This window comes from Bacteroides sp. 1_1_14, from assembly GCF_000162515.1.
Classification (GTDB): Bacteria; Bacteroidota; Bacteroidia; order Bacteroidales; family Bacteroidaceae; genus Bacteroides; species Bacteroides thetaiotaomicron.
Genome location: NZ_GG774702.1, coordinates 101,165 through 117,361 on the forward strand (window position 1 = coordinate 101,165; position 16,197 = coordinate 117,361).

Below are 16,197 nucleotides of genomic sequence, written 5' to 3' on the forward strand. Positions count from 1 at the left end.
AACCTAAAATTCTTTTTCATAACTCAAGTATTAAAAGTTAAACAAAAAGTTTAATTACACATTCGTTTTCCTTGCGATAGATTTGCAACGAATGAGAAACCGGTTATCAAAAAGAATACAGGTGGTCTTTGGATGAGCCTCTGTTCATTTTGATCTAATGCCAATTATCCCGTGGTCACTAAATCATATCTTATCAAGCAGGTCTTCTGGCTCATCCCGCTTATCGCGCCTTCCCAGCTTTCACCAGTGGCAAAGAGTGCGATAAACTTTAATAGGACTTACAGCTGCGAGTACAGCTCCGGATTTTCACCGGGATTCCCTTTTAATTCCAATCGACACTTCGATAGGAAACTTAACTGGTGCAAAGTTAAGAGTTATTTTTTATATAATTTCTTTTTTCTCCATTTTTTTCTGATAACAGCTTTTATGAATATAAAAATGTACTCTTTCTACCATTTTTTAGTTGCGAATAACGATATGCCATTGCCCAATCATTTATTTTTTAATTCGTCTTCTCCCCTTATGTCGGCAATTCCTGTCGGGTGATTTTTATGCAAAGGTACAGCGTTCGGTCAATTGCCAAGAGCCGCAAATGCTAACGTTTTGCGAATTTTACAGCAGCCTTCCGCAAATCGCAGATTGGGGTATTCCGTAAAATCCGCCCGCCGTTCACTTGTCTTATTTGCCTCGATCCGTCTGTCAGTCCTGCATAAAAATCATTCCCCAACGAGAAGCCGAAAGAGCTTCAAGAAGAGGGAAATAAAAAGTTTAACAAATTAAAATTTACAATTATGCACAGCAGGATTTTTCAAATTTCAACGGAGCCGATAGACAAAGAAAACTATCTGAATGAGGACACACTCCAGCAAGGAGACGGGAGCTTCTATGACTATTGTTCAGAAATAGACGAGGAAAACCGTAAAGAGGATATTGCCAATTTGGTCAATTATGCCTTACCCAACGGAATGTTCGAGCTTATATCCGATGACACCATGCGCTATAATGGTGGCATAGAGCAATGGAAAGAGGAGTATGTCGCCAATATCAAAAAGAGAGCGGATGCTCTTACGGCAGATAATATGTTGGAATGGGGGTCGACCTATTATCTCAAACAGGCAGTGGAAAATCCGTTGGATGTCGCCTATCATTTCTATTTGGATGGCGACGGCTGCCAATCTTTTGCCGAACAGTCCTTTGCGTTTATGGAGTTTGTTTGTAGGCTTGAACCGGGAACGATACTCTACATCGGAGGAGTTGTTGATTACCACTTCTGATGTTTGTCCGAAACATTGGCAACCACCCGCTTTTGAGGCGGGTGGTTACTCTCTTTTTTGCACAGGCTCACCGGTTACTTTTATAAATATGCTCTGCAGAGCTTCCGCCACCGGTTTCACTGCCGGTATATTCCTTTTTTAAGGGTATAATCCCTTCACTACCCCGACATACGCCACAGGCTTGTTTTCGTGTGCAAAGGTACGGTGGACGAACATGGTTCAAGTACCGCTATCGCTACCTGAAATAAAATTTGATGACAACTTTCCGTAATCGGAGATAACGGTATTTCATAAAATTTCATCGCAGGTTCCTTGTCCGTCGTTCTTGTATCCCCCGTTTGGAACGCACATGAAAACAACCCTTTTGGGCGAAGTCAGAAGACTTCAAGAAAAGGGAAATAAAAAATCAATAAATCAAAAGACAATGAGCAAGTACGATTTCATCAAGCAAGGCAACCTCCTTTATTGGCACACTGCCGATAACGATGTAGAATGTCGAATTATCTCAACTCCCGAAAAAGTGGATAGCGACAGTATTATTTTAATCGCAACAGGTTCTTCAGAGATTGAAGTCTTGGCATCGGAGCTATCACCTATTGGCTCATCGAGAAGCCACAAAGAGGAATTTTTGCGCTGGAAAAAAGAGCGTGAAGCCGAGGGCATGGAGTTTTTCAACCGTCTTTCCGAAGTCATGGAAACAGACAATGATTTGGCTGTAGGCGATATGGTGGCGTTTACTAACGACTACGGGGTGGTATTTGGCCCCAAAGAAGTATTAGCTTTCAGAAAGCCTTGGAATGGCGGTAGATGCGTATATATCGACAGTGATGCCTATTGGTTCCCAGACCGTCCCGGACAACTCACCATACTCAGCAAAGGAGGTACAGAATGACAAACGAAGACAAAATCTTAAAACGGCTTTGCGGCAATATTGCCGCAGGTCGTTTCAACTGGCGGAAATACTGCACACCGCAACTTTACTTCGGTTGGGAGATTTGTGTTACCCCTCTGCATTGCTCTTACGGACAGATAGGTTACACCGTTCATTTCCCTTATACCAATATACCGGAAGTGGAATACGATTGGGAAATGGGCAAACTGACCATTGACGGCGAGAAGTGGAAAAGTTATTTGCGGAACGAATAATAAATATCAATATGGCACAGAATTTTTATACCAAATGGCAGAACGCTATCCTTGCAGATGCAGGAGGCTATGTTTCAAAAGAGTATCGCAGTTTCCAGACAGCATTGGTACGTGAGATTTCCAAATATGCAACGGCGGTCGGTGCACAGGTGGCATCCAACTTAAAAGGACATTATGATACCTCATGTTTCATCGAGCGCAACGGCAAGTTCGTTTACATCAGTCACTCTTCCACGTTAGCCCGAATGGGCGGCGGCGTAAGAGTTGAACTTGATTCGTTTCTGATACGGACAGCCCAACACGCAAAAGACTACAGAGGAGGATATAACCAATATTGTGACATGGCAAATTTGCAGTCCATGATGGATGATTTACTGAAAGAATAAAAAACCGAAAACAAGAAAAGATGCGGAGCCAACCGGTTCCGCATCTTTTTCTTTCCATCCTTACCGGCGCATACCGACGCTGTATTCAGCCTCTTGTAGCTCTGCCCGATACTCTTCCAGTTCGTTCAGCTTCTCGTTCACGGCTTGCAGGTTGGCATCCAACCCGATATTGTGGTCGTAAGGGAAACGATGCTGCGCGACCAGCCCGGCATTGGTGGGCTGCCCGACATCAAGCATATCGGAGTCCTTGTTATATTCGACATACAGCACGTCGCCGTTCGGCATCTCGAAGGCCGGAATCTTTTGATGCGCCAAAGCGGAGAACTGTTCCGCCGCCATCTCCCTGGCAACCTCTTTTATCGTCTCTCCGGCAATATCGACACCGTAACGCCGGATATGGTCGCGAATTTCCTGCTCCGTGAATTTCAACATCACCTCGTAGGTTCCCCCGACACTCCCGTTGTACACGACAGCGAAATTCTCATCCTCGGCAATTAGGCTGTCACCCTTGTTGTTCGTGGCTGATAAATAAGTATGCTGTTCGTTGATGCCGTTGCCGTCGTAATACTCCTTGGCAAGCGTCAGCAATCCCTCGCAATCGCCTTTCTCCCGGAGTTCGTCAAGCGGCCTCGTGTCATCCGAAAATTGGAGATACGCGACAGAGGAATAAAATGTCTTCTCCTTTGCCGCCGCTCCGTTTTCCTGCTTCTCGCCGACATTTTGTTCCAGTTCTTGCGCTATCTTATCCACCTTCTGGGTAATTATCGAGGTTGCCCTTTTCACGTCCAGGAGCGTTGTCTTGATGAATTGCGGCGATTCCTTCAGCTCATCGAGCCATCCTTTGAGGTATGCACAACTTTCTTCCTTGATATGCTTGGTCATGCCGTAACGCTGTGCGACCAGTGCGCTACCTAACTCTGCCACCAGTTCCTCACGGGCATATTCAGGAGAACCGAAGGTAGTCGGCTTGAACCGATCGAGAACACCCTCCGCACCGGTCGAGTGCGTCATCTCATGGAACAGTGTCCCGTAAAACGATTCTCCCGATCTGAACTGTTCCTTTTCCGGCACGATGATTTCATTCTTCGTGATGGAATAGTAGGCGTCATTCTGATATTTCGGCGTAATCGGACAAATCCACAGGTTATCCCTTATCATCGTATCGACTGGGGCAAAACTGTAATGCTCGCCCTCCTCGATTGCCGGACGCGAATTTTCCTGCTCCAGTTTTTGCCACAGCTCCGGTCGCGCTTCCTGCAAATTGGTCTGCGCAACATTGAAGACCCTGAAAACCTGCATCTTCGGATAAACATTGTACTGTTCCTTTTCGTCATCGGAGAGTTTCTTGTAATCGTCATACTTGATTTTCTCCTTGGTCTCCTTATGGATACAAGTGAACGTGGTGAGCATGACCGGAAAGGACTTCTCGCCACGAAGCACGGAGACACGCGGCAGTTCCTCTCCATCCTTGCCGGACTTATTGAGCTTCTGAACACAATCGAAGGTGCAGAAACGGGGAATCTTGTACCCTTCTTTCTCGCAGTGCAAAAGCAGCATAAAAGCATTCATCCCGTTGTACTCGCGCCCGTGAAGGTTGCGAGGCCACTGCAACGCACCCTCGGTAAACCAAGGCTTTTTCCAGTCCTTTTGAATGCCCTCGATTTTCTCGATCATCATTTCGGCGAACAGGTCGAGAGCCTTGTCCTCGCTGTTCGGTCCGTCGGCATTCTTCTTTCTGTAACCGGCCATATTACTTACTGATTATAGTTAGACGAATCCGCCACATATTGCGTCAGTTCCTCCACCTTGCAGGAAAGATTGATTTTCCCGTTATGTGCCGACAGGTTCATTTCACCTATGGCATCCACCTTTATACCCGGCTGTAGCCACGCATCGCGCTCCTTGCCGAAACAGAAGAAGCGCACCCACTGGTATTCGAAGCCGTCATCGACCTTCTCCGCACTGAACGCCGAGAACACCGTATAAGGCTGGTCTTTCTTATCCCTTTTCTCCTCGATATTCTGGCCGACTTTACCACGAAATGCCAGCTCACCCTTGACGCAATCCGCATCATCCGTAGCGGCATTGCAGATTTCATCGGCGAACAGGTTGAAATAGAGCTTGTCACCCCGGCGTTTGAGATACATCGTACCCCTCACTTCCACACGGGAGCCGTTCCGATAACCGGTGGCTTCTTCCTGACTGCACTCCTTGCGGACATCCACCTCGATAGTATGCCGTCCACCCGTTGCCGGAATCTGTACCCGGAGCGGAAATGCCATAAACTCCTTTTCCTCTCTGTTCTTGCGAACCGACGCATCGCGGCCGATAACGCCGCATACCGTAACATTACATTTAATCATCTGTTTTTTGTCTTTAATGATACATGGATCATCCGACAAGTGATACATGGGTTGATTGATGTTGAACTGTTGGAGGGTACGGTCAGTCAGGCGCACGTATCATCGCCCAGACCATCCATCCGGCGATGGCTAATTGCACGCCCACGACAACGAGCGTCCCGATCCACCCCAACAGCAGGTAGCAGAACCGGACGTGCAACGCAAGGATGGAGACTCCCGCCAGACATTTGCATAGCTGTATCATCACGCATTTTACCATATCGCCATGCCTTTATCTTCGCAGGTTTTCCGTCTGTCCCTGTTGCCGGGACATCTCTTGCTCGAAATTCTGTGAGGCCGCTTCCGACAGGATAACCGTATTCAGCATACCGGTTACACGCATCCGTTTGGTCTCTTCCGTGAGTGTGCCGTTGTTCAACGTGGCAGACAACCGGTTCAGCTCGGAAGCGGTCAGCTCCCGCGAGACACGCAGTTCCCCATTGTCCGCTTTCAGAATGGCCTTGCCGTTCTCGCCGATAGTCAGGTCGCAGTTCTTCATATTCGGCAACAACGGCTTCAGGTCGATGGTACGAAGATCCATCGCGGTGGATATCATCGCCTTCTGTTCCTCTTCGTTCCGGTTGTCAATCTGTGTGGCCAGCAGCATCAGGGAGGCGAAAGCGGTCATCGCCATCTCCACAATCGGGTCGTTGCATCCCGACATTCCCACACCGCTATCCTCCGACGAAAGGAGTTTTTTCATCCATCCGTCGGGCGAAAGGTTCTTTTCAGGCACGGTATCTTCCGCCGCCTTGTATTTGGCGAGCAGGTCATTCCCGTTGTGCAGCATTTGCAATTTGATATGTCCTTTCTGTGCGATTTCAGCCAGATACGCCGCAGGGTCTATATCCCGTTTCGTCCCGTCGGCATAGATATTCTTCACACCGAAATGCAGATGTTCCCCGGTCGTCCGTGTTCCCGTATTGCCCGATGTGCCGAGCCGTCCGCCGGCCTGTACCGTATCGCCGACCTTGACGGAAATCTCCTTGAGGTGCATATAGGTACATTGTACCTTGCTGCCGTCCGTCCGGGCATATTCCACCGTCAGCGACTTGCCGCCGGGCGTATTCTTGTTCTGGTTTACCGCCACGACCTTGCCGCCGTTCTCCGTAGCCAGTACCGCATCGCCTTTGCAACGTATATCCACGCCCTTGTGCATCTGTTGCTTTGTGCCGTCCAACGGGTCTTGCCGTGTTCCGAACGGAGAGGTAATGAACAGAAATTCCTCCCGTTCCACCGGGAACGAATACCCCGTTCCATGTTCCGCACCTTCGGAGGTCTGGAGCGGATTGTGTTCTACCCCGAACTGCCTGCCTTGTGCCGCCATCTCCTGCATCACCTGCCTGTCATACTTCTGCAAGCCGTTCTGCTCAATGATTTTTTGCAGGTTCTCGGCATACTTGCCGCCTGTGGCGTAACCGGCTTTCTCAATGCTTTGTGCCCAGCCCTTGTAATCGTCCGGGGAGAGTTTGAAGCAACCGGCATAGCGGCTGTTCTCCTTCAAAAAGCGGGAGTGATGCTCGTATGAATCACCCACGCTGTCATAGCTGCAGAACTTTTCATTCGGCTTATCATCGGTGTAGATTCCGTATTTGCCGCCTCCGGCAATCCACGAGGGTGTCGCCTTGATGCCGAAATGGTTGTTCTCGTTCCTCGCCAGACGGCTCTGTCCGTTGCTGCTTTCCAGTATGCCTTGCGCCAATGTGACGGAAGCCGGAATGCCATACCTGCGCATCTGTGCCATCGCATAATCCGCGTATTGCAGTGCATATTCCTGATTCTTGCTCATAATCGTCACTCCTTATCTATGAATACCCCTATGTGTTTCCTGCTCGTCCTGCCGTTTATCCTGTAGCTCTATCTCACTGATGGCGACACGCTCACCGGCACGGACAAGTTTGGGCAGATAGCTGTCCAGTTGCGTCCTTGGGAACTCTGCGAAAGTCGAAAATCCATGTTCCGGATATTCCTTGACCGTAATTCCCAGTATTTTTGCTCCCTTTGCCGCATCCTCATTATAAAGCCGGTACACTTCTCCTGCACGAATCAGATACAGGGCGTCGGGATGCTTTTCCTTGAGGTTGTCCCAAAACTGCCGTTTCGGAGACATATTTTCATCATTCGTCTCTTCCGACCGATTTTCCGGCACCGTCTCATTCTGTTGCCGTACCTGCTCTTCCGCTTTCTGTTCCCCGACGGATTGTCCCTTTTGCAGCACATCGGCAAACAGCGTGGCCGCCAAATGCCGCTTGTAGCCGTCCCGGTCTTCCGCCACCCACATCCGTTGCCACTGCTGTGGAGTGACGCTGCGGGGCTGCAGCTTTTGTCCGTCGATGGTTGCCACACACTGGATTCCATCCTGCCTGGTCTTGAAGATGGCAACACGCTGAATACGGTTCAGGTCAATCTCCGGCGTATCGCTGCCGAACAAATCCACTTTCAGGTCGGGCTTGACCTCCGCCAGTGCATAATACTTGTGCGCCAGCTCCATCCGTACCTTGTCGATGTTGTCCATCGCCTGCTTGAGCGTGGAGAAAAAACGGTTCACATCCTCCTTATCGGGATAGACGCTGTACCCCTCCTTGTTTTCCGGCTTGATATAGAGTGCCCAACGGTTCTTGTCGTCCTGAATCATCTGCACGGCATCGAACCCGACCTCATTCGCCCGTCTGACCGCCTCCGACACGTCCAGCGTGGAGAGCTTTTCCAACGTGTAGTTCCTTAACCGGGCCAGTGTCACCATTTTTTCATTGAAATAGCTGTCATCGGGTCTGTAGCCCAATGCACCGTCAGTATTATAGAAACGCACCTGCTCGATACCCTCTTTCTGCAATGCCCGTTCGATACGTCCCTTGTTCATGCCGGGAATCTCGTTGTTCGCCTCGGTCGAAGCTCCTGCCGGCAAAATGACATCTGCCGATTTTGCCTCCCGGTCTATGACGAGGACGATGCTTTTCGCCGCCTTGTCCGGGTGCTGGCGGATTTCATTCGCCACAAAGTAATGCTTGTGCATCTGTTCCTGCATGGTCGTGGTCTGCCGTCTGTTTCGCAGGGTGGCGTACTCAATTTTCTCGCCCCGTTCCGCTTTTCGGATAACATCAAGCGCATTGTTCACGTCGCTTTCGAGAGCGTCCATCATACACGGATTTTCCTTGAACTCCCGGCACCAGTAATCCACCGTCTTCAGGCTTGCATCGGACAGACGGGCGGGCAGTCCCAGTTCCAGCATTTTGATACCCGAAGCCAGTTCCACGACCAACCTTTCATATTTTACCGCATCCTCCGACGGGGCCACGCCGTTCTTCATGACCATGCCTTCACGGGCGAGCCGCTGTTGATGCCCCGTAGCACTCACGATCTGCCGCAAGGCTTCCTGCATATAATCGTGGTAATGTTCAAAATCCTTTTGACGCGGCATATAGACCGCATCTTTGTCCGTCTCGTAATGAGGAACTCCGCTACCGTCCGAGCGCACGGGAACGAGGTTGTCCCGCATCTTCAATAGAAAGTCGTTGAACCGGGTGCGCAACCTGCGGTTGTCCGCCTCGGTATATCCTCTTTCCTGAACACTGCCATCCTGCTTTACCGCATCCTCGTAAGCCGGCTTGTCAACGTAGGGCAACGTCGTCTGGTCGATATTGAAAAGCGTGCGGATCTCCCGGTTGTGGACACCCTTGAACTGTGCCTTATGCTCTTCGTCCAATTGGAGATAGGCGGTACGGTCGATGGTCTCATCCGGATTGTTCCGGTTGACATACTTGTTCCAGTTATAGAACAGGAACGGTACGCCCTGCTCATGCTCCCGCACCGCAGCACCCCGTACCTTGGTTTCACTGTAAAGCGTGAACAGGTTGGTCTTGCATCCGTTATTGTCCGAATGCAAGGCCATAAAGAGGGCATTGAACGGGCTGGCCGAGACCCCTTGCGGATAGAGCCGGGGAAATCCCTTGCCCGATACGTTGAGCCAATGGCCGCCAGCGTTCGACGCCCCGCTCAGTGCGGCAGACAGCAGTTCCGCCTGCCTTGCCTCGGCTTTCTTCTCGATTTGCGACTTTTCTTTCATATCATCATGCTTTTATTGTTCATGGAATTATTGGATGCCCCGTGTACGCACGACCGTTTCCCGCTGTCCGTCATCGTAATTCTGCGAAGCGATATGGCGCAACTGGTCGCTCTTGGCAAGCACGGCGTTCGCCAGCGTGTTCAGCGGCAATGCCCCTGCACGGTAAGCCTCCGCGACGGTCGGCGTGAGCTGGATGGTACAAGGCACACGGTCTATCGTGGCGATGAGCGTACTGCCTTGCAGTACCGGGTTCACAATACGGGGATTGAGCGGTTCATCGGGATAACGGCGGTACTGGTTCTCCGTCTGTTCGGCAGCGGACGGCATGGGTCGCCCCAAAGCCTCGTGTCCCGCCTTGTTCAGCAGGTTTGCGCCGCCCAGACCGACAAGGAGCATCTTCAGCAGCGGGTTACGCACGAACAGACCGGCCACAATACTCGCTATCGGCAGCAGGTTGTCTCCAAAGCGCAACGATTGTGTCTTGCCGGTAAAAGCCCCCAACAGGATGTCGGGCAGCATGGCCATGACATATCCGAGGTTGCCCGTGATATCGCCCAATCCCTCTAATCCCAACGTACTGAGCAATCCGCTCCATCCGTTCGTGTTGGTCTGCACAGCCTCTCTCTCTTGCTTTTCTTCCTCACGTGGAATAACCACCTGCCGTTCCTCTTTCTCCACTTTTTCCCTCTGTTCCGTCTCCGGCTGCGTTGATTCCTTTTTGGCAGTTACAGCCGTTGCATTCTTATATTTCTCCAAATGCTTCAAATAGGCTTCTTCCTGTCCGGGAGCGACGACCAGCGGCACATCCTTGTACCGTTCGGCACGTTCATTCTTCTTTTCAGGGTGTCCGGGTATTTCTGGCATTTGGAAAGGGGTAAACTTTGGTGTCTGCATCCACTTCGGGAAACTGAAATCCATCACCGGTATTTTCTTCTTCAACCGCTCGTTGGCGGCCACGATGAGCGCACTGTCACCCGTCTGTACCGTTGCAGCCTCCTTGCGGAAGTCCGTAAATACGTTCCGTTCGCTGCCGAACACCCCTTTGCTTATACACTCTTCCACAGAAAGCGTATCAGGCTTTTCAGGCTCGAAGCGTGAGGCGACTGCCGAGATAGCCACGTCCGCCCCGACAAACTTCGCCAGTGTTGCCCACGAACCCACGCCTCCCATCATCACGGTATCTGCCGTTGCGCCCAGTACCCGACCCGCGCCTTTTTCCCATCCTTTCGGACGGTAGGCGGCTTCGCCCCGTGCCTCGATTTCCACAGCAAGCGGCGAGCGGTTGAAGGTCTGCGAAAGTCCAAGCAGGCTTGATTCTGCGGCTTTGCGGATGATGTAGTCGGCTGACGATTTCGGCATACGCTCCTTGACCAGCCGGTCGATCATCAGTTCCTCCACCCGGTAGTCCATATAGGCATAGGCAAGGTCGCCGCCTAATTGTTCCGACAGTTCATCGTAACGCTTGCGCCCGATTTCCTGCACGACAGTATCGCGCCATTGCCCGGCCATGTATGCGAGGTCTTGCTGTATCTCTTTGGAGCCGGTAATCTCCGCCTTGCACATTCCGATATAGTCCTCCGTTGTCTTCGAGTTCCATTCGCCCGTGACCTTGAGTACCTGGTACGGGTCGCCCATCGGCTGTGCCGCAGACGCCATCGCGCTGAGTATGCCGCCCAAAGAGGTGGAATACTCCCTCATTTCCTCGCCCTGTTTCTTCGTGAGGTAAGCCTGTGTCTTCGACATGACGGGCGCAAGGTGGCAGTGGAAATAGTCGCTCACGAGGCGTTCCATTTCTGCGAATTGCCGGCTATGTTTGATTCCATCCATATTGTGTATTATATATTTATCTGTTTCAATAACTGTTCTTTCGTCTGCTCGATGGCGTTGTGGTAAACCTCCATCTGCCGGGGAAAGAACTCTTCCAGCCATGCGTCCTTTTCGATGTTGTCCTGCATGAACCGTATCGCCTGCTCCCGTTCGATTTCGACGGATGTCTCGCCCTCTTCCCTGTTGTTGAACCATGCCTTCGTCCACCAGCGCACACCCGCCCGGTCGGGATAGACCGTGACAAGCCTCGGTATGTCGAAACTCTGTATGTCGATGTCCAGTTCCGCCAACGGGTCTATGATGCCGCCATAGGTCAGGGCTTCGTCATGGAGTTTTTTTTTATGTCACTGCCCGCAGTGGAGAGGTACACATCATGCCGCAGGGCGAGGTAATGCAGGAAATCCGCAATCAGGAGGTTCTGCACCTTGCAGGCCAGCGGCATGGCCTTATGTCCCAGTCCGAGCGGATTGGCCATGCTCGGCATATTCTCGTAGAAATACTCCTTCATCGCACCCACCGTGAAGATGTGGCGTAGCGACTGCTCCGTATTTCGGGGCAAGGTGTATGCTCCATGCCGCAAATCCTCCATATAGTGCGGCAGGAAGCGCAGCATCAGTTCCTCTATCTCTCTCTTATCCCGGTCATAATCGGTTCCCAGTTCCATCTCTACACCGGAGGGATAGTCGGTTTCGTGTCCGCCGGCCTGACGCATTGCCTGGATATTCCCGTACAGCATTGTCAAGAATTCCAACGGATTCAGTTCCTCGCCCTTGAAGCGGACGGTCATGTGCAGTTTGTCACCGCTCAAAGCTACCGTCTGTCCGGCCTTTACACGCTGTCCGAATTGGGCGAAGACATTGGACAGGTTTCCGTATGTCACCTCATATTCCCCGTAGCGGATGGTCTGGCAGATGCCGTGTCCGGAATCGTTGCCCACGCCCGACACAATGCCGCTGGCAAGGGCGGAAAGCATATAGCACCGCACGTTGAAGTCAATGCCGTGATGAAAGAATTTCTCGCCCGTCACCGGGTCGGTCTGTTCGCCGTAGCCGAGCGACAGCTCCACGTCTTTGCCCTGCTGTTCCTCGAAAGGCATACAATAACCGCTATCGGATTGCAGGATCATTTCTTCTGTATATTTCATGCTGTTTCCATTTTGATTCGTATTCTATCTTCTCATTCCTCCGCCATGTGCCTGTTCCCCTGCCGAAAAGTCAGGTGTACGGGTACGTTGCACGTTTTCTGTCTCCGGCGTGCGGAAGACACCCGCATTGTTGCCGATGAGCATCATGCCGAGAAATGCGCCGGCAATCTTGCCCAGCCAGCCGAAGCGTCCGAATATGAGGAACGCCGCCGCAACCAGTCCGGCGATGCTCAACCCTGACACGTTGCCGCTGCCAAGGTTGCGGAAAAAGTTGCCGAACATATCAAGACCTCCGCCACCGGAGGCCTGTCGCAAAAAGTTCGACACGCCGTTCAGTTTGTTGTCGATGCCGGTTACCGCACCGCTGACCGAACTGACGGCTTCTCCGGCCTTGCCCGTTAGTTCACGCACGCCGTCCGCCGTGCCTGCAATGGTATCCGTGACGGATTCGCCCACAACGGCATCGCTCACGATACGCACCACGCTTTTGTCGGTGGTCAGCTTCTCCCAGCCCACATAACCGACCGCACCGCCGATAGTCGCTGTCTTGACTGCCTGTCCTGCACCACGCAAGGTCTGCGAAGGGTGCAGCACTGCCTTACCCATACTTTTGCCGGTAGCCGCCGTTGCCGTACCGACACCTTTTGCGGCCTTGCCGCCATATTTCAATAGTGTACTCCAAACGCCCATACATTGTCTGTTTTTTAAGGTCTTACATTTCTTCCAATCTGCCGCCAGCGTCGCTTGGCAGCTTCCACTATGTCCCGTTTGCCGGCCACCGGACGTGCTCCCTCGTCGATTTCACGCCAGATGTCGCCCATTGTCGTGTACTTCACCGCCTTGGTCAGCCGTTGCAGTTTCTTGTTCATCATCTTGAGCTTCGGACGGATGCCGAATACGATTTCCATGCGCTCTTTCTCCGTCATCTTGTTGTCCGAAAGGCACGCCATGCGGATGTCGTTCACAATCTCCACGCTGTTCATGATCAGTTCCCGGTAAATCCGGTTTCGTTGCGTGGAGAGGGCGACGGCCAACGCATGGGAGCTGTTCCGGCTCACCTGTCTGGTAAAGTCACCCATGTTATCCGTCAGCTTCGATATTTCGTGATAGAAACCGTATATCTGCGCCGCGTAGCAGACTATCGACCGGAAAGAGTCCAGATAGCTGTTGAACTCCCGTTGCAGGTCGGTCGTGGCTTTCACTTCCTCTTTCGTCCACAGGTGTCCGGTGGTCTGCATCAGCATGACTTTCTCCTGGTTCTTCAGCTCCTTTTCCGCCTTGTCGGTATAGAGCAGGATCATTCCGGCCAGTACAGGGTCGTTTTGTGCCCGTGCCTTGCCGATGCCGATGCACAACAATAAGATGCCTATCCAAATCGTCCGTTTCATTGTCAGTTCCGTTTTTATCGTGCGAGGACGGCAGCCCTGCGCCAACGGGTCATGGCCATCCGTGCCGCCTCCCCATTGTTGCGGTCGAGCATCCCGGCCGTCACATTGTTCCACATGTCATTGAGGGTATAGTATCGTATGCTCAGGTAGAGCAGGTGTAGCTTCCGGCTGAAAGCCGAAAGTTTGTCGTTCAACGCCCACAGGGTCTTGCTGCGTTCCGCTCCCGTGAGCATATTCTCTTTGCCGCCCTTGGCCACTGCGTCATTCAGGAGTGTGAAGACCGATACCAGTTCCGTTGCCGTCTCGATATAGAGGTTGTTCATGCTTATGGAGGCAATGATGCCCTGCGGGTTGTTCCTGATGGCGTTGCCCAGTTTCCCTAACGTGAGAAAGATTCTCACGCCGTCGTTGTAGAGGTGGGTGCAGGCTTTCAGCGACGAAGCGTAGCCGCTTGCCGTCTTGAGATAGCTGTTATATTGCTTCTCCCATTTGTGAATGCGGTTGAACTCGGCGGCGATGCTGTTCTGCAGCATCGCTGTCTTCGTCTGACCGTTTATCTGTTTCTCTATCTGGTCATTGATGACCTCGTTGCCCTCGGCCAACGCCATCCATTCCAACGGATTGGATGCCGTGATTTGTGCTTTCGCCCAGTGTGGCATCATGCAGACGGCAAAAATGACCAGGCTAATGATTCGTGATTTCATATATTCCCTTTTTTCGTTTGTTATACTCGACCCGTTCCCGGATAAGCGTTACCACATCGAAGTTGTGTCTGATACCTACCAAATCAAGCCGGGGCGTATTCCTGTCCATCGAGAATATGCGTACCGTCTTCAATCCGCAAAGCTGCTGCATGAGGTTTTGGTGTTCCACAAAGTCCACGATACGGTATTGTTCCATGTAGTCCGTCTTCCGGGACAGCACCCCATGCCTGCTGATAAGCTGCTCGCTACCGATGTGGTAGCGTGTCCGGCGCAGATAGATGAAACGGTACAGCAATACCAAAGCAAGCAATGCGGCAACCGATACGGCAAGAGCTGTCAGAGGCAGTCCCTCCATGCCACCATACACCCATGCTGCACAGCACAATACGATTGCGGGCAGCTCGTCGATAACGAACTGTCCGGCGTGCGGTTGCAGCACGATACTTTGGAAATGTCCTGTGGGTGCATCGGTCATCATCGGCGAAAGTGTGTTTGTTGTTCCTCTTCCGGTGACTGTTCTCTCGCCTGTGTCTCATCGACCGTCTCTTCCTGTTTCTGCTCGGCCAAAAGCTGTTCGTTCCAGTCCTTGTTGGGATAGGTAGGCTGTTCACGGACAAAAGAGGCGTCATTCGCCTTGTCCAGACCGAGGAACTCCCGCAATCCTTCACGGAACTCCTTGTAATTTCCGTTCATGATATCCGTCTGTTCCCGTATGTCGTCCGGATGGCACAGGCCGCTCGAACGCATCGACATGGCTTCTTCCCATGCGGATTCATATTTCCCGTAGCTCGACCGCAAAGCGTCGGGCAACAGGTCTATGTCACCTTCATCGAGGTTCTTGCCGTCAGTAACGGAATCCAGATAAGGCTTCCGCTCCGGTGTCTCCTCGATGGTGGAACGGACAACCCGGTACATCTCCTGTTGCAGGTTCTTGGCAAACTCGATTCCCGCAAGGTCGGTATCGAAACAGATGTGTTGCTTGGCAGGAAGCGAGAGCGTGAGGACACCCCGCATCTGTTCCACCGTCGGGTTACCACCGGTAGATATGAAGACCGCTTTCCGCAAATCCTTGTCGTTGGCCTGATGAAGCTGGTAATAGGCCATCGCGTCGTATGCACTCTCGAACCAGTAGATATGCTTGGCTTCGGTAAGCGTAGTTTTGGCTGGGCTGGCAATCCATAACCCTTGGCTCGAATTGCTCCCTTCCGCCTTCCCTTTATAACTGCCGCTGCCATCCATGCGAGGGCGACCTCGCTCTTCCAGACCGACAACCTGTCCCGTATCTTTCGGAACGGTCAGCGGAAAGGCGAGGTTGGTGTATTTCATGCCGTCCTCACGATGCTTCGTCGCCAGACAGAAGTTCCGATGAAAGGCATACTGCGTGTAAAGGTCGATGCCCCGATGCTTGAAGAACGGATAGAACTTCTTTTGTGTCGCCCGATCCTGCGGATTGAACTGGTGAATGTCGTAATCCGCCATGTCAAACGGCTTCACATCCCGTTTAGGCTGGATAATCCGGATGTCCCGGTCAGCGACGGGATGGTTCAGCAACCGGTTACAGACAAGGTTTACCAGTCGGTCGGGAGACACGCCTGTACGGTATTCCGCAAAAAAATGCGGATGCTCCTTGATAAAGGAAATGATGTTATACGACTTCTGCTGTTGCGGTTTGAAACAGCATTTCCCTTGCTGCGTGACAATGAACTTGTCGTTGCGGATGCGCCGCCCCTCGCTGTCCAACCGGACATACGAGGGATAGCGCAGGCCGTCGCGCCGGTTCAGGTGATAGCCCGCGTCGATAAGCACGTCCTGAATGTTCAGCCTGCGCAGAAAATCGTCATAAGTCAGTTCGCCCTCTCTCAT

The 16,197-nt window shown here is 51.9% G+C and carries 16 protein-coding genes and 1 riboswitch; of the genes, 4 read left to right on the plus strand and 12 right to left on the minus strand.

Translation table 11 applies throughout. The features are described from left to right. Positions 1-178 precede the first annotated feature (178 nt). Positions 179-371: riboswitch (cobalamin riboswitch) on the minus strand. A 420-nt stretch (positions 372-791) separates the two neighbouring features. The 4 genes from HMPREF9007_RS24040 to HMPREF9007_RS24025 all read left to right on the plus strand — a co-directional run bounded on the left by HMPREF9007_RS24040 (position 792) and on the right by HMPREF9007_RS24025 (position 2,806). Then, a complete protein-coding gene (locus HMPREF9007_RS24040) occupies positions 792-1,274 on the plus strand; it encodes a hypothetical protein (protein WP_004301275.1) in 483 nt (160 codons plus the stop codon). Between the two features lie 424 nt (positions 1,275-1,698). Beyond that, entirely contained in the window at positions 1,699-2,166 is a 468-nt protein-coding gene (locus HMPREF9007_RS24035; protein ID WP_008759631.1) for a hypothetical protein, read from the plus strand. Beyond that, on the plus strand, positions 2,163-2,420 hold the full coding sequence (locus tag HMPREF9007_RS24030; protein WP_004301283.1) for a hypothetical protein: 258 nt from the start codon (positions 2,163-2,165) through the stop codon (positions 2,418-2,420). Before HMPREF9007_RS24035 ends, HMPREF9007_RS24030 begins: the two co-directional genes overlap by 4 nt. Before the next feature lie 11 nt (positions 2,421-2,431). Then, positions 2,432-2,806, plus strand: coding sequence for a hypothetical protein (locus tag HMPREF9007_RS24025; RefSeq protein ID WP_004301285.1), 375 nt, complete (start codon positions 2,432-2,434; stop codon positions 2,804-2,806). Between the two features lie 60 nt (positions 2,807-2,866). Here HMPREF9007_RS24025 and HMPREF9007_RS24020 read toward each other — a convergent pair whose 3' ends face one another. The 12 genes from HMPREF9007_RS24020 to HMPREF9007_RS23965 form a co-directional block, all read right to left on the minus strand. Beyond that, entirely contained in the window at positions 2,867-4,555 is a 1,689-nt protein-coding gene (locus tag HMPREF9007_RS24020) for a zincin-like metallopeptidase domain-containing protein (RefSeq protein ID WP_004301287.1), read from the minus strand. A gap of 5 nt (positions 4,556-4,560) precedes the next feature. Next, a complete protein-coding gene (locus HMPREF9007_RS24015; protein ID WP_005944254.1) occupies positions 4,561-5,169 on the minus strand; it encodes a hypothetical protein in 609 nt (202 codons plus the stop codon). 271 nt (positions 5,170-5,440) lie between these two features. Next, positions 5,441-6,997, minus strand: coding sequence for a glucosaminidase domain-containing protein (locus tag HMPREF9007_RS24010; protein WP_004301292.1), 1,557 nt, complete (start codon positions 6,995-6,997; stop codon positions 5,441-5,443). A 12-nt stretch (positions 6,998-7,009) separates the two neighbouring features. Then, a complete protein-coding gene (locus tag HMPREF9007_RS24005; protein WP_004301293.1) occupies positions 7,010-9,271 on the minus strand; it encodes a zincin-like metallopeptidase domain-containing protein in 2,262 nt (753 codons plus the stop codon). 27 nt (positions 9,272-9,298) lie between these two features. Beyond that, positions 9,299-11,098: a hypothetical protein gene (locus tag HMPREF9007_RS24000; protein WP_004301294.1), complete on the minus strand. Its 1,800-nt coding sequence runs from the start codon at positions 11,096-11,098 to the stop codon at positions 9,299-9,301. Positions 11,099-11,106: 8 nt separating this feature from the next. Continuing rightward, a complete protein-coding gene (locus HMPREF9007_RS23995) occupies positions 11,107-11,388 on the minus strand; it encodes a hypothetical protein (RefSeq protein WP_004301295.1) in 282 nt (93 codons plus the stop codon). Between the two features lie 23 nt (positions 11,389-11,411). Further along, a complete protein-coding gene (locus tag HMPREF9007_RS23990; RefSeq protein ID WP_004301296.1) occupies positions 11,412-12,242 on the minus strand; it encodes a M23 family metallopeptidase in 831 nt (276 codons plus the stop codon). A gap of 24 nt (positions 12,243-12,266) precedes the next feature. Further along, positions 12,267-12,932 (minus strand): hypothetical protein, encoded by a 666-nt coding sequence (locus HMPREF9007_RS23985; protein ID WP_008759633.1) that lies wholly within the window; start codon positions 12,930-12,932, stop codon positions 12,267-12,269. A gap of 14 nt (positions 12,933-12,946) precedes the next feature. Continuing rightward, positions 12,947-13,630 carry a hypothetical protein gene (locus tag HMPREF9007_RS23980; protein WP_008759634.1) on the minus strand — a complete coding sequence of 228 codons (684 nt, stop codon included), beginning with the start codon at positions 13,628-13,630 and terminating at the stop codon, positions 12,947-12,949. 14 nt (positions 13,631-13,644) lie between these two features. Then, complete coding sequence (locus HMPREF9007_RS23975; RefSeq protein WP_004301299.1) at positions 13,645-14,334, minus strand: hypothetical protein; 690 nt, start codon at positions 14,332-14,334, stop codon at positions 13,645-13,647. After that, positions 14,315-14,812, minus strand: coding sequence for a PH domain-containing protein (locus HMPREF9007_RS23970; RefSeq protein ID WP_004301300.1), 498 nt, complete (start codon positions 14,810-14,812; stop codon positions 14,315-14,317). The genes HMPREF9007_RS23975 and HMPREF9007_RS23970 overlap by 20 nt, the downstream gene beginning before the upstream one ends. Beyond that, positions 14,809-16,197, minus strand: coding sequence for a toprim domain-containing protein (locus tag HMPREF9007_RS23965; protein ID WP_004301301.1), 1,389 nt, complete (start codon positions 16,195-16,197; stop codon positions 14,809-14,811). Before HMPREF9007_RS23965 ends, HMPREF9007_RS23970 begins: the two co-directional genes overlap by 4 nt.